This is a genomic window from Pigmentiphaga aceris, assembly GCF_008119665.1.
Classification (GTDB): domain Bacteria; phylum Pseudomonadota; class Gammaproteobacteria; order Burkholderiales; family Burkholderiaceae_B; genus Pigmentiphaga; species Pigmentiphaga aceris.
In genome coordinates this window covers 4458506-4472351 of record NZ_CP043046.1, presented here as the reverse complement: position 1 = coordinate 4472351, position 13846 = coordinate 4458506, and the positions used below count along the sequence as shown (strand labels likewise).

10 protein-coding genes are annotated in these 13846 nt (G+C 61.5%); 6 read left to right on the top strand and 4 right to left on the bottom strand.

Translation table 11 applies throughout. The features are described 5' to 3' along the window. The first annotated feature begins 1 nt into the window (after position 1). From FXN63_RS19380 to FXN63_RS19370, 3 genes are all read left to right on the top strand, one after another. Positions 2–3211, top strand: coding sequence for an efflux RND transporter permease subunit (locus FXN63_RS19380; protein WP_148816804.1), 3210 nt, complete (start codon positions 2–4; stop codon positions 3209–3211). 14 nt (positions 3212–3225) lie between these two features. After that, positions 3226–4707: an efflux transporter outer membrane subunit gene (locus tag FXN63_RS19375; protein WP_148816803.1), complete on the top strand. Its 1482-nt coding sequence runs from the start codon at positions 3226–3228 to the stop codon at positions 4705–4707. A 174-nt stretch (positions 4708–4881) separates the two neighbouring features. Beyond that, positions 4882–6066 carry an ATP-binding protein gene (locus tag FXN63_RS19370; RefSeq protein WP_148816802.1) on the top strand — a complete coding sequence of 395 codons (1185 nt, stop codon included), beginning with the start codon at positions 4882–4884 and terminating at the stop codon, positions 6064–6066. Positions 6067–6258: 192 nt separating this feature from the next. Here FXN63_RS19370 and FXN63_RS19365 read toward each other — a convergent pair whose 3' ends face one another. Then, on the bottom strand, positions 6259–6606 hold the full coding sequence (locus FXN63_RS19365) for a RidA family protein (protein ID WP_148816801.1): 348 nt from the start codon (positions 6604–6606) through the stop codon (positions 6259–6261). A gap of 121 nt (positions 6607–6727) precedes the next feature. On the opposite strand from FXN63_RS19365, the gene FXN63_RS19360 reads away from it, so the two are divergent. Continuing rightward, positions 6728–7477 carry an SDR family oxidoreductase gene (locus tag FXN63_RS19360; protein WP_148816800.1) on the top strand — a complete coding sequence of 250 codons (750 nt, stop codon included), beginning with the start codon at positions 6728–6730 and terminating at the stop codon, positions 7475–7477. Between the two features lie 187 nt (positions 7478–7664). On the opposite strand, the gene FXN63_RS19350 is transcribed toward FXN63_RS19360, so the two are convergent. Next, the gene (locus FXN63_RS19350) at positions 7665–8138 is read right to left on the bottom strand and encodes a MaoC family dehydratase (protein WP_148816799.1); all 474 of its coding nucleotides are present in this window, start codon (positions 8136–8138) and stop codon (positions 7665–7667) included. Between the two features lie 148 nt (positions 8139–8286). Here FXN63_RS19350 and FXN63_RS19345 point away from each other — a divergent pair, with 148 nt between their 5' ends. Next, on the top strand, positions 8287–8853 hold the full coding sequence (locus FXN63_RS19345) for a DUF3016 domain-containing protein (protein ID WP_148816798.1): 567 nt from the start codon (positions 8287–8289) through the stop codon (positions 8851–8853). A gap of 220 nt (positions 8854–9073) precedes the next feature. After that, positions 9074–10549, top strand: coding sequence for a glutamate-cysteine ligase family protein (locus tag FXN63_RS19340; RefSeq protein ID WP_148819582.1), 1476 nt, complete (start codon positions 9074–9076; stop codon positions 10547–10549). Between the two features lie 41 nt (positions 10550–10590). Here the strand turns inward: FXN63_RS19340 and FXN63_RS19335 are convergent, their stop codons facing one another. Then, positions 10591–11829 carry an ABC transporter substrate binding protein gene (locus tag FXN63_RS19335; protein ID WP_246164899.1) on the bottom strand — a complete coding sequence of 413 codons (1239 nt, stop codon included), beginning with the start codon at positions 11827–11829 and terminating at the stop codon, positions 10591–10593. After that, a complete protein-coding gene (locus tag FXN63_RS19330) occupies positions 11826–13823 on the bottom strand; it encodes a SpoIIE family protein phosphatase (RefSeq protein WP_246164898.1) in 1998 nt (665 codons plus the stop codon). Before FXN63_RS19330 ends, FXN63_RS19335 begins: the two co-directional genes overlap by 4 nt. Positions 13824–13846 lie beyond the last annotated feature (23 nt).

Genomic DNA, 13846 nt, shown 5'->3' with positions numbered 1-13846 from the left:
CATGAATATCTCTCGTTTCTTCATTGACCGCCCGATCTTTGCCGGCGTGCTGTCGGTATTGATCCTGCTGGCAGGTCTGCTGGCCATGTTCCAGCTGCCGATCTCGGAATACCCCGAGGTCGTGCCGCCGTCCGTGGTCGTTCGTGCCCAATATCCGGGTGCCAATCCGAAAGTCATCGCAGAAACCGTCGCCTCGCCGCTGGAAGAATCCATCAACGGCGTCGAAGACATGATGTACATGCAGTCGCAGGCCAACAGCGACGGCAACCTGGCCATCACCATCAACTTCCGTCTGGGTGTGGACCCGGACAAGGCGCAGCAACTGGTGCAGAACCGGGTGTCGCAGGCCTTGCCGCGTCTGCCCGAAGACGTGCAGCGCCTGGGCGTGACGACAGTCAAAAGCTCGCCCACGCTGACCATGGTGGTGCACCTGGTGTCGCCTGACGACCACTACGACATGACCTACCTGCGCAACTACGCGATCCTGAACGTGAAGGATCGCCTGGCGCGCATCGGTGGCGTGGGTGAAGTGCAGGTCTGGGGCTCGGGCAACTACGCCATGCGGGTGTGGCTGGACCCGAACAAGATCGCCCAGCGCAACATGACCGCGACCGACGTGGTGCGTGCGATTCGTGAGCAGAACGTACAGGTGGCGGCCGGTGTGATCGGCGCATCGCCCGCGCCGTCGGACGTGTCGCTGCAACTGTCGATCAACACCCAGGGGCGTCTGCAAAGCGAAGAAGACTTCGCCGAGATCATCGTCAAGACGGGTGCCGACGGCAGTGTGACGCGCCTGTCTGACGTGGCGCGTATCGAGCTGGCTTCGCAGGAATATGGTCTGCGTGCCTTGCTGGATAACAAGCCTGCCGTGGGTATCGGCATCATGCAGGCACCGGGTGCCAATGCGCTGGACGTGTCTTCGCAGGTGCGTGCCGCGATGGCCGAGCTGCAGCAGGACTTCCCCAGTTCGGTCGAATATCGCATCGAATATGACCCGACCCAGTTCGTGCGTTCCAGCATCAAGGCCGTGATCACGACCTTGCTGGAAGCGATTGCACTGGTGGTGATCGTGGTGATCATCTTCCTGCAGACCTGGCGCGCGTCGATCATCCCGCTGCTGGCGGTGCCGGTGTCGATTGTGGGTACCTTCGCGCTGATGCTGGGCTTTGGCTACACCATCAACGCGCTGTCCTTGTTCGGCATGGTGTTGGCGATCGGTATCGTGGTGGACGATGCCATCGTGGTGGTGGAAAACGTCGAGCGGAACATTGCCGATGGCTTGTCGCCGCGTGACGCGACCTACAAGGCCATGCAGGAAGTCAGCGGCCCGATCATTGCGATTGCGCTGACTTTGGTGGCGGTGTTTGTGCCGCTAGCGTTCATGACCGGTCTGACTGGCCAGTTCTACAAGCAGTTCGCGATGACCATCGCGATCTCCACCGTGATCTCGGCGTTCAATTCGCTGACCCTGTCGCCAGCGCTGGCTGCCATCTTGCTGAAAGACCATCACGCCAAGCCGGACTGGCTGACGCGTGGCATGAACTTCGTGCTGGGTGGTTTCTTCCGCTGGTTCAACCGCAGCTTCAACCGGGCGTCGGACGCCTACGGTAATGGTGTTGGTCGTGTGGTGAAACGTCGCGGCGGCATGATGTTGCTGTATGTGCTGCTGCTTGCCGCAACCGTGGGTATTTCCAACTTGGTACCTGGTGGTTTCGTGCCGGCGCAAGACAAGCAGTACCTGATCGGCTTTGCACAGTTGCCGGCCGGTGCCACGCTGGACCGCACGGAAGAAGTGGTGCGTCGCATGGGTGACGTGGCACTGAAGCACGAAGGCGTGGCCAGCGTGATCTCGTTCCCGGGCCTGTCGATCAACGGCTTCACCAACAGTTCCAGCGCGGGCATCGTGTTCGTCACCTTGAAGCCCTTTGCAGAACGCAAGTCGGATGCGCTGTCGGGCAACGCCATTGCCGGTTCGCTGAACCAGCAATTCGGCGCGATTCAAGATGCCTACATTGCTGTCTTCCCGCCGCCACCGGTGATGGGCCTGGGCACGATTGGCGGCTTCAAGATGCAGCTGGAAGACCGTGGTGCACTGGGTTATGCCGAGCTGGACAAGGCCACGCAAGCCTTCATCGCCGCCGCCCGCAACGCGCCTGAACTGGGCCTGTCGTTCACCAACTACCAGATCAACGTGCCGCAGCTGGACGTGAACCTGGACCGCGTGAAGGCCAAGCAACTGGGCGTGCCGGTGACCGACGTCTTCGACACCATGCAGATCTACCTGGGCTCGATGTACGTGAACGACTTCAACCGCTTCGGTCGGGTCTACCAGGTGCGTGCGCAGGCCGATTCAGAATTCCGTGCGCATTCCGACGACATTCTGCAGTTGAAGACGCGCAGCCGTACCGGTGAGATGGTGCCGCTGGGTTCGCTGGTGGAGGTGAAGCAGAGCTTCGGCCCTGAAATGGTGGTGCGCTACAACAACTACACCTCGGCCGATATCAACAGCGGTCCGGCACCGGGTTACTCGACCAACCAGGCACAGGCTGCGGCAGAACGCATTGCCAAGGAAGTCTTGCCGCGTGGTGTGCGCTTCGAGTGGACCGACCTGGCATACCAGCAGATGTTGGCAGGCAATGCCGGCCTGTGGGTGTTCCCGATCAGTGTGCTGCTGGTGTTCCTGGTGCTCGCTGCCTTGTACGAAAGCCTGACGCTGCCGCTGGCCGTGATTTTGATCGTGCCGATGAGTGTGCTGGCCGCCATGACCGGGGTGTATTTCACCGGTGGCGACAACAACATCTTCACGCAGATCGGGTTGATGGTGCTGGTGGGGCTATCGGCGAAGAATGCGATTCTGATCATCGAGTTTGCGCGTGAACTGGAGTTCCAGGGCCGTACACCAATTGAAGCCGCGATCGAAGCCAGCCGCCTGCGTCTGCGCCCGATTCTGATGACCTCGATTGCGTTCATCATGGGTGTGGTGCCGCTGATCACGTCGAGCGACGCCGGTTCGGAAATGCGTCATGCAATGGGTATTGCGGTGTTCTTCGGCATGTTGGGGGTGACGCTGTTCGGTCTGTTCCTGACGCCGGTGTTCTATGTGCTGCTGCGCCTGATGACGGGTGGCAAGCTCAAGTCGCACGACACCCAACATGCACAAGCTCCGCACGCGCCGCAAAACCCGGCACCGCTGTCGCCGGCCGCGCACTGAGCAAGGGAAACATCATGATGTTGAGAAAATTCCACGGTATGTCCGTCCTGCTGGCCAGCTTGCTGGTGATCGCAGGCTGCGCAACTGCCCCGCAATTCGACCGCCCCAGCGTGGAAGCGCCGGCGGCCTTCAAGGAAGCCGCGACTTCGCCCGCGCAAGCTGGTGATGCTGTGTGGCAACCGGCCAATCCGGCCGATGGTGTTGCTCGCGGTGAGTGGTGGCGTGTGTTCAACGACGACACCTTGAACGGCTTGCAAGTGCAAGCCTTGCAGGCCAATCAGAACCTGAAGGCGGCTGCGGCGCGCGTGGCGCAAGCCCGTGCTCTGCAGCAAGACGCCAACTCGGAACGCAGCCCGCAGATCGGTGTGGGGGCTGGTCCGACGCGGCAACGTGCGTCACCGGCATCGCAAGGCATTTCACAAGACGCGCCGAACTCGGCGCAGACCTTGTGGCGTGCGCAGGCCACGGCGTCTTACGAGGTGGATCTGTTCGGTCGTGTGGCATCGATTGTCGATGCTGCGCAAGCCGATACGCAGGAACGCGAGGCGCTGTATCACTCGGTGATGCTGGCCTTGCAGGCTGACGTGGCGCAGGCCTATTTCACGGTGCGTGAACAAGATGCCGAACTGCGTCTGTTCCGCGACACGGTGGACTTGCGTGCGCAGACTTTGAAGCTGGTGGACCGTCGGTTCACGGAAGGCGACATCAGCGAGCTGGACCTGGCGCGTTCGCGCACGGAGCTGGCGTCGGCGCAGTCTGAGCTGCTGGCGATCAAGCGTCGTCGTGCGGCATCCGAACATGCACTGGCTACCTTGTTGGGCCGTGCGCCGTCGGACTTCACGCTGGCGGCGTTGCCGCTGGATCGTGTGCGGGTCAGTGTGCCGCCGGGCTTGCCGTCTTCCTTGCTGGAACGTCGTCCTGACATCGCGGCGGCAGAACGTGCGATGGCTGCGGCGAATGCGCGTATCGGTGCTGCCAATGCTGCGTTCTTCCCGCGTCTGGAACTGACCGGTGCCTTGGGCTTCGAGTCGGGCAAGCTGGGTGATCTGTTCAACTGGTCCAGCCGGTCGTTCTTGCTGGGTCCGATTGCGGGCACGATGCTGTCGCTGCCGATCTTCGACGGCGGTCGTCGTCAGGCTGGGTTGGATCGGGCGCGTGCGGTCTACGAGGAAGACGTGGCGAACTACCGTCAGACGGTGTTGGTCGCTTTCCGTGAAGTCGAAGATGGTTTGTCGAACCTGCGTATTCTGTCGAACCAGACGGTGGCGCAGGATGAGGCGGTGAAGGCGTCGGAACGTGCGGCGCGGCTGTCGCAGATTCAGTACCGGGAAGGGGCGGTCAATTATCTGGACGTGATCGATGCGGATCGCAGTGTGTTGGCGCAGCGTCGGGTGGGGGTGCAGCTTGATGGTGAGCGGGCGCGGTCTACGGTGGCGTTGATTCGGGCGATGGGCGGCGGATGGGATATTTCGCAGGCGGCGGTGGCGGTGAAGTGACCGCCTGCTGATCGATTGCGTGTGTTGATGAAAGGCCCTCTGTGACTGGAGGGCCTTTTGTTTTTGCGCAGATTTGCGAATCTCCAAGGACGCTATACAGAGATATAGGAAGTTATAGATATTTTTTGCTATAACTATGAATAACTTCCTACAGACTTCTGTACGCCTTATCGCATGGATAAAAACATCAACCCGTTCAATCCTGGGGCTGGAGTGTCGCCGCCCGAACTCGCGGGGCGAGTAGAGGTGCTTGGCACGGCTGACGCTGCGTTGGCACGTGTGAAGCGCGGAAAGCACGCAAAGTCCTTGATGATCTTGGGCTTGCGCGGCGTAGGTAAGACAGTATTGCTGAATCAAATCAGGGATCGCGCCATTGCCCAAGGCTACCTGGCGGAAATTCAAGAAGCCCACGATGGAGCAGAGCTCAAGCAGCTGTTGATTCCCGTACTTCGCCGTTTGCTGTTGCGCCTGGACAGACTGCAGAACACGGTTGACACGGTGAAGAAGGGCATTCGTGTACTTCGCAGTTTCATCGGAACGATCACGATCGCAGCGGGTGGTGCCGAAGTCACCTTGGGTGGCGATCCTGAGCCCGGTTACGCAGACAGTGGAAACCTGGAAGACGATCTGAAGGACATCTTGATCGCGACAGGTGAGGCAGCCAGAGATGCCAACACGCCCGTCGCCATTCTGATCGACGAGCTGCAATATCTTTCCAAGGACGAGCTAGGCGCGTTGATCCGAGGTATGCACGCGATCAATCAAGCCGGGTTGCCGCTTGTCCTGTTCGGTGCGGGCCTGCCTCAGTTGGCTGGACAGGCTGGCGATGCGAAAAGTTATGCCGAACGACTGTTCGAGTTTCCGCGTCTTGGTGCTTTGCTGGAAGCCGATGCCTGGAAGGCAATACGAGATCCGGTCGAAGATGAGGGGGCCTCGATATCCGATGAGGCGCTGCAAGAGATCTTCGACAAGACCCATGGCTATCCCTATTTTCTTCAGGAATGGGGCTACAGCGCCTGGAATATTGCGACGGGAAATGCGATTACCGCGCAGGATGCGCGAGCTGCAACGGTAGACAGCATCCGCAAGCTCGATGAATCGTTTTTCCGAGTTCGCTTTGATCGCACGACGCCGGCCGAGCGCGATTACATGCGTTGCCTGGCTGAGTTGGGAGAAGGTCCGCAGCGCTCGGCAGATGTCGCAATGGCCTTGGGGCGCACTGCTACCAGCTTGGGCCCGGTGCGGGATGGGCTGATAAAAAAGGGGATGGTCTATAGCCCCGAATATGGACAGATTGCGTTCACCGTTCCGCTTTTCGACGAGTTCATGCGGCGGGTTACTGCAGGGGCAGGGTCGTAATACCGTGGCGCATTCGGGTTAAGCGATTTGCCAGTTCCGGGCATCACCGAGGGGTTTCAATGATGCCCGGACTTGCCCGGCGGGCCGTTCGTGCCCGCCGTCTTATTGCGGCGCGCCGGTCTGATCAATGCGTGCAGTGTGCGCGTTCAGACGGGTGCCGCACGCGATGCAGATCGGCGCGATATCAACGTATCAACGCGATGCGATGATGCCGATTTCGACCAGGTGAGCCGGCGTGGCCAGCTTGGCTTCCACCGTTGCACGGGCGGGGGTGTGGCCAGCCGGCACCCATGCGTCCCAGACTTCATTCATCTTGGAGAAGTTGCTGATGTCGGCAAGCCAGATCGTGGTGTTCACGATGTGGGTCTTGTCGATACCGGCTTCAGCCAGGATTGCATCGATCTTGGCCAGGATCTGTTTGGTCTGGCCCGGGACGTCGGCGCTGGTGTCGTCGGCGACTTGTCCTGCCAGGAACAGCAGGCCTCCGGCGCTGACGGCTGCGCTCATGCGGGGACCGACCTGGAAGCGTTCGATGGACATTGGGTATTCCTTATTCAGTATCAAATGAGAGGGAACGGTCGTGGACCCGGCGATGCGCCGGAGCGTCCAGCGGTGTATTTTGCATCATGCACGCCACTAACCCCACTTTTGGAGAGTTCGCATGACCCAGAAAACCATCCTGATCACCGGCGGCAGCCGCGGTATCGGTGCTGCCATCGCCCGTTTGGCCGCTGCCGACGGTTACGCGGTATGCATCAATTACCGACGTGACGCGGGTGCGGCCGAGCATGTGGTGGCAGATATCCGCAAGGCAGGCGGCACGGCAATCTCGGTGGCGGGTGACATCGGCGTGGAGGCTGACGTGCTGAAGATGTTCCAGACGGTGGACCAGCAATTGGGGCGTCTGGACGTGCTGGTGAACAACGCCGCCATTCTTGAACAGCAAATGCGCCTTGAAACCATGAGCGCGGCCCGCTTGGCGCGTGTGATGAACACCAACGTGATCGGCACCTTCCTGTGCGCGCGGGAAGCCGTGTTGCGCATGTCGACCCGGCACGGCGGGGTGGGCGGTGCGATCGTCAATGTGTCGTCGGCAGCTGCACGTCTGGGCTCGGCGTTTGAGTACATCGACTATGCGGCGTCGAAAGGCGCGATTGACACCATGACCATCGGGTTGGCGCGAGAAGTCGCAGAAGAAGGCATTCGTGTGAATGCCGTGCGCCCCGGCCCGATTCTGACCGAGATGCACGCCAGCGGCGGAGAGCCCGGGCGGGTGGATCGGGTGAAAGATGGCATTCCGCTCAAGCGCGGTGGCACGCCCGACGAGGTAGCGCGCGCCGTGTTGTGGCTGGCCTCGGACGACGCGAGCTATTCGACGGGTGCGATTCTGGATGTGTCGGGCGGGCGCTGAGGGACGCGCTGGTAGGGGGCTTTGCTTGCTTGAGGCTCTACCAGTTAATGGGCTTACCAGCTGACGGTCTTACCAGCTCACGGCCTTACCAGCAACGGTCTTACCAGCAACGGTCTTACCAGCTAACGGCCTTCAGCTCATGGCCCTACCAGCTAAGGGCTTTGCGAGTACATCGACCTCACAGCCCTTACGCCGCAGGCCGACGCCAGGCAATCAAGGTGGCTGTGAAATCTTGCGCCACCTCATCGTTCTGATTCAGCGTGCGGGTGCGCACTCTCACCATGCCGCGATCGGGTTTGGAGCGCGACGGCGTGATCTCCAGGATTTCGCTTTCCACCCGCAGCGTGTCACCCGGCCGGGTCGGCCGGGGCCAGCTGATTTCGCCCCCAGCCCCGATCACGCCGCGCGCCAATTTCAGTTCCCCATCGACCAGCATGCGCATGGTCATTGCCGCGGTGTGCCAGCCGCTGGCGGCCAGGGCACCGAACAGGCTGTCTACTGCTTCGGTTTCATCCAAGTGGAAGGGCTGCGGGTCGAATTCTTGCGCAAAGCGCTTGATGGCATCGGTTTCCACCAGAATGCTGCCGCCCCGGTACGTCTGACCGACCGCCAAATCTTCCAGGTGCAATCGGGTGGCAAGTGCGGAATCGGGCGCGGGCATGGCGTGTCCTGAAGGTGCTTGAATGAAGATTCATTATGGCGCGAAGCATGCCCGGGGTTAGTGGGGGTGTTCCGCATGTTGAAACGTCTCGTCCGACGTTCAGTGCTACGGTAGGTGATCTGCTTGTTACTCGCTCTGGAGCTTATCCATGACGCCCATCGACACGCTTTTTTCATCTAGTCGTGCAGTACGAGTGCGTTGGACTCACCCCTTACGCCGTTTTGCGCTTGCCTCGCTGACTGCCATGCTGCTGGGGACAACGGCCGCGCACGCAGGCACTGCGGACCAGGTCGACGTGCAGTACGTCGATCCCGACAACTTCACCGAGTTTCGCCATGCCGGTGTCGGCGTCGATCGCAATGAACGCGGCTGGCTGAATTCGCTGGCCCGCCACATTGCCCAACGTGTGGGGGGCGTGCTGCCTGCCGGGCAGCACATGACCATTGTTGTCACCGATGTAGACCGCGCAGGCGATTACGAGCCTTGGCACGGCGGGCAATCTGCCGATGTGCGCATTGTTCGAGACATCTACCCGCCATCGATCACGCTGAGTTTTACGCTGCTGTCTGCGGACGGCACCATCCTGCGCGCTGGCCAGACTCGCTTGCGTGACACCACCTTCATGATGCGGATGAACCACTATTCCGATGATCCGCTGCGCTACGAAAAAGCCTTGATCGACGACTGGGTGAGCCGTGCGTTTCCTGCAGGCTAGTTGCTGACAGGTCGGTTGCTTCCGCAAAACCTTTGGCTACTTTCACTGCCAAAAAACCCTCTACGCCAGTTTTGTTGTAACAGCATGGATAGAGAATCCCCGTTTCTGTACTAAGCCTCCGTTCAGCTCGTCGCAACGACAACATTGCGGCCGACCTGGGCTTGTCCGCATTGGCGGCTGGCTGTTCGCAGGGGGGAGTGTGAAGAAGATCGGTTTGGAAATGGAGATGGTCGTTGCGAACCAGAAGACTGGGCGCAGCCATGCTGTGTCTGGCTATTTCGACAGCATGTCGCGCCGCAAGCGGGCGCGTGGTCAGGTGCCGCAGCAAAAGCAGTTGTCAGGCAAAACCGTGGCGGTCTTGAGCGACGGGGTCGATAGCGGCCTGGACAATGCCTTCAACCATCTTGAAAGCGCGCTGGGGCCAGTGCAGGGCGGTGCAGGCGGCCTGGCTCGCCTTGACGCGATGGTGACGACCGAGCTTGGTGACGTGATCGACGCACTGGCAGAGGAAGGGGCCGTACTGCTGAATACCTCCGAGCACCCGGACTGTCCCACTGACGAAGCCGCATATCGCGCCGTGCGTGCGCCCAAGCCTTTGTACGACCATTGGGTGGACTATCGGGGTTGGCAGCACCGCGTCGGCATCGACGCAAAAGCCCAGAACGGCCCCACGACCTCGATACCGCTGGCCTTGGCGGCGCGGGCAGTCAATGTGGTGTTGGCTGCGGCTCCGGCGTCCATTGCGCTGTTTGCCAATAGCCCCTTGGAAGGCGGCATGCCCACCGGGCTCAAGGAAAACCGCTTGTCGATCTGGCCGCGCATGTTCGCGGCCGCCAAATTTCCTTGCGACGCGCGTTTGTCACAGACGCCAGGCAGGCGTTTCAGCGATCTGGCCGACTACTTTCGCCGCGCCTATGGCGTGGGCACCGTCATGCACACGGTGCCGCTTGCCAGCAGTCGAGATTACAAGGGCGCATCGCACACCGCGCGGCCGGAAGGGGACCCATCCCTGATGCGTTTCCTGGCGGAATCTGCCTGGCCGGGGATTGCATGCGACAGCGGCGAGTCCGTCATGTTGGCCCCGTCTGCCATGCACTTCGAATACCTGCAATTCATGCCCTTCCTGGACGCGCGCTTTCGCTTCCGTTTTGGCAGCCTGCCACCGGTGCCTGAACTGTTGGAAGCCTTGCACGGCCGCCGCAACCTGGAAACACTGATGGCGGAATATGGTGCCGAGGGCTACATCGAAGGCCGTTGCCCAGGTGCCAATTTCCCCGATGCCGGGCTGCTGGCAGAAGCCGGGGCTGACGTGGCCGCCACGGTGGTGATGTCGGCGTCGGCCGTGCAGGCGGGCCTGCTTGCCAACTTGGAAGAAGCCGAAAAATTGGTGGCTGACTGGGGTTGGCAGCGCTTGCTGGCGTTGCGCCAGCCGGCAGTGGCTGCCGCGCTGGATGATGCCGCCGTACATGCGTTTGCGGGCGAGGTGCTGGCCGTGGCACGTGCCGGGCTGGACGCCGGGGATCGCCATTGGCTGGGCTATGCCGATTGGGTCTGGCAAAACAAGCGCACCGGGGCGGATCGCATGCTGGAAACCTGGCACAGCCTGGGCGGTGACCGCGATCAGCGCCTGGCGGGGCTGGCCGCGCAACAAACCGTGTTGCATCCCAGTCAGTGGGCGACGGCTGCCGTGATCTGAAGGCAGGCCGTCTCTGTTGGCGTTTTCTATGTTGGCGTTTTCTATTTGTCGCCGACGCTGTCGTAAACCTCGTCCGATGCCAACAGAATATCGATGGGCGGATCAAAGCCGATGATCTCGGCCGCTTTCAGGTTGATGGCGATCTCGGCAGGCGACAGCCAGATCTGGCTCAGCTCGCGCGGTTTTGCGCCGTGAAAAATGCGCGCCATGACTTCCGCGTGGAACAGGCCGACGTGTGAGTAATCGGCCTGGGCCATGCTCATCAACACGCCGCGCCGTACTTCGTCCGATCCCAGCATCGAAAAGCTGGGCAGGCGCGCCTTCAGCAAGGTGTCCACGATCGGCCCCAGCGACTGGCTGGTGACACCACGGTGCACGGTCAGATACACGGCATCGGCCTTGGCGGCCACCTTGGCGTAGCAGGCTTCTGCACCTTGCATGGCCTCGGCCGGTGTGACGTTGTTGAAAGGGGCGTGGCAGGCTTCGATGGCAAAGCCCAGGCGGGTTGCCATCTGTTCGACCGCATCGACGCCGCCGAAGGTGCGGCCTTCGGCGCTGTTTTCATAGACGATGCCAAGGCGCTTGAAGGGCACGATGTCATGGAACAGCTGCACCTGGCGTTGATAACGTTCGGGTTCGACCTTGGCGTGCACATGATCGCGGCCGCTGTCGTCGGTGCTGGCAATGATGCCGGCAGCTACCGGGTCGCTGGTCGATGCCACGATGGTCGGCACCGTTATCTGCGCACGCGCCAGGTCCTGGCCTGCCCAGGTGCCCATGGCGATCATCATGTCCAGGTCGCGCTTGTCGTTCAGGCGCGCCGTCAGTGCGTCGCGTACCTCGGGCCGCAGCTTGGCGTTGAAGTTGCCAGGGCTGTAGTAGCCGTCAGGCACGAATTCCACATATTGGCTTTTGGCCTTGGTGGCCAGGAATGCCCAGATGTCTTGTGAGCTGGTGATCCGCGCATCAGGAATCTCCAGGTCTTCCAACCAGCCCAGGGTAATCATGCCGCGCACAATGGCCGACAGAATGATCGGGTAGTCGCCGTAGTCGCCGCCTTGCAGGTAGCCCAGCCGCCAGCGCGTGCCATCAGGCTTGCGGGTTGGCGTGACCGGAAATACGCGCGGGGAGGCGTCCGTGGTGGCGACGTTTGCCGGGGTGGTCGGTGCCGGGTCGGCCGCAACTGCGCTGGCACTCCACCCGCAGGCCAGGGCCAAGGCCGTGCAGGACAGCAGACGCGGCAACTGCGCCAAGGACATAGGAATCGAACGGAAGGTCATGACAATGTCTCGGAGGGATGCCTGCGCACCACGATCAGCGTGATGTCGTCGGCCTGCTCGGCACCGTTGGCAAAGTGCACCACATCGGCATGCAAGGCTTCGGCGGCGGTCTGGCTGCTGCTGTCGTGCGGCAGGCTTTCCAGCAGGCGCAGCGCGCGGTCGTCGCCATAGAAGCTGCCGTCGGTGGAATCGGCTTCGGTTACACCGTCGGTATAGCCGACCAATAGCGTACCCGGTGCCAGATGGCAGTCGAATTCGGCATAAGGAATGTCTTCGACCACCCCGCAAGCGGGGCCGCTGCGGCCAGTCAGCAGGGTGACTTTGCCTTCGTGCAGCAGCCACAGGGGCGGATGCCCTGCGTTGGCGTATTGCAGCGCGCCGCTGTCCAGATCCAGAATGCCGATGAACAGCGTCACGAACATCATGTTCGGATTGTGTTCGGCCAGACGGTCGTTGATGGCAGACATCAGGTCGCCCGCGCTGGATTCGTCGCGTGCGGCAGCGCGCACCAGGGTGCGGGTGATCGCCATGAACATGGCTGCCGGCACGCCCTTGCCGGACACGTCACCGATCACAAAGCACATCCGCCCGTCGCCCAGCATGAAGTAGTCGTACAGATCGCCGCCCACTTCCTTGGCAGCCGTCATGGTGGCGAACAGGTCCACACGTTCGGTGACTTCCGGCACCAGGCGAATGGGCAGCAGACCAAGCTGAATGTCGCGGGCAATCGACAGTTCGCTCTCGATGCGTTCGCGGGCAGAGGTTTCCGACATCAGCCGCGCCACGTTGCCTCGCAGTTGCTGTTCCATGTACAGCAGCGTGGTGGCCAGGCGACCCACTTCGTCGCGATAACGCGTGGGCAATTCAGCAACCGCTTTTGGCACCTGATGGGCCACTGTCAGATCTCGGTCGGGCAGTTCACGCGCATAACGCGTCAGCAGTTTCAAGGGGCGGATCAGGCGCGAGGCATACAGCCAGGCCAGCAACATGGCCACGCCCAGCATGGCCAGGAACACCAGCCCTTGCTGGCGCAGCAAGGCGCGTCCGGGGCTCATCAGGTCACTGCGCGGAACCGCACCGGCCACATACCATTTCAAGGGTTTGACGTAGGTGGCGTACAGCTCCCAGTCTTCACCGCCAGTACCTTCCGGCCGGAACGATACATGTGTGACGCCAGTCGTGTCTTCGGCCGCCTGTTTGAGCAATTCGCGCAGTGGCTGTCCGGTAGCCGCATCGCGCCCATTCAACAGGGCGCTTGCACGGTCGGGTGGCGACACCACCATATCGCCGTTGTCGGCAAAAACGAACGAGAAGCCCGAACGCGCCAGGGTCAGACGATTCAGCGTTTCACCCAACGCGGTGACGATTTCCTTGCGTTTTGCCGCGACCGTGCGCTCGACCGTACCGGCCTCGCTGCCCACCACGAATACCCAATCCCAGGCGGCAAAGCGGCGGAAGTAGCCGAAGTGCGTATCGATCTCGCCATTGGTGGCACTGGGCCAGGGGTACACGCCGAACAGCGGAACGCCGCTGCCCCTGTACATGTCTTCGGCAATCGCGCGGCCTTTCATGTCGCGCAGCAGATTCAGACTGATGCCGCGAAAGCCCGCCTGGGGGTGGGCAAGCACGCGCAGCGAGCGGTCGTAGACCATGACCTGGATGTTGTCGCTGCCATGCAACTCGTTGATCCAGTCCAGCGCAAGGCGCTGGGCGGCGGCGCGATCGATCACGCCGGTCTTGGCCAAGGCGGCGAAACTGTTCAGCGTGGACTCGACCGTATTGCCGTGGCTTTCCAGTTGCGCGCGTGAGCTGCGCACGGTGGCGATTTTTTCGCGCAGCAGCTGGCCATAACGGGCCTCGATGTCCAGCGACACCAGGCGCAGCGCATTGATTGCGGCGCGTTCTTCAGAACCATAGACGGTGTCTGTAACAGCGCGCTGCGTGATCAGCATGACAAAAGCCGCCACCAATACCAGCATGGCGGCGATCAGCATGAAGATTCGCGTTCTTAGGGAAG

Excerpts from the sequence above, each read along its gene's own strand:
- FXN63_RS19380 (WP_148816804.1), top strand. The coding sequence starts at position 2 with ATGAATATCTCTCGTTTCTTCATTGACCGCCCGATCTTTGCCGGCGTG.
- FXN63_RS19375 (WP_148816803.1), top strand. The coding sequence starts at position 3,226 with ATGATGTTGAGAAAATTCCACGGTATGTCCGTCCTGCTGGCCAGCTTG.
- FXN63_RS19370 (WP_148816802.1), top strand. The coding sequence starts at position 4,882 with ATGGATAAAAACATCAACCCGTTCAATCCTGGGGCTGGAGTGTCGCCG.
- FXN63_RS19365 (WP_148816801.1), bottom strand. The coding sequence starts at position 6,606 with ATGTCCATCGAACGCTTCCAGGTCGGTCCCCGCATGAGCGCAGCCGTC.
- FXN63_RS19360 (WP_148816800.1), top strand. The coding sequence starts at position 6,728 with ATGACCCAGAAAACCATCCTGATCACCGGCGGCAGCCGCGGTATCGGT.
- FXN63_RS19350 (WP_148816799.1), bottom strand. The coding sequence starts at position 8,138 with ATGCCCGCGCCCGATTCCGCACTTGCCACCCGATTGCACCTGGAAGAT.
- FXN63_RS19345 (WP_148816798.1), top strand. The coding sequence starts at position 8,287 with ATGACGCCCATCGACACGCTTTTTTCATCTAGTCGTGCAGTACGAGTG.
- FXN63_RS19340 (WP_148819582.1), top strand. The coding sequence starts at position 9,074 with ATGGAGATGGTCGTTGCGAACCAGAAGACTGGGCGCAGCCATGCTGTG.
- FXN63_RS19335 (WP_246164899.1), bottom strand. The coding sequence starts at position 11,829 with ATGACCTTCCGTTCGATTCCTATGTCCTTGGCGCAGTTGCCGCGTCTG.
- FXN63_RS19330 (WP_246164898.1), bottom strand. The coding sequence starts at position 13,823 with ATGCTGATCGCCGCCATGCTGGTATTGGTGGCGGCTTTTGTCATGCTG.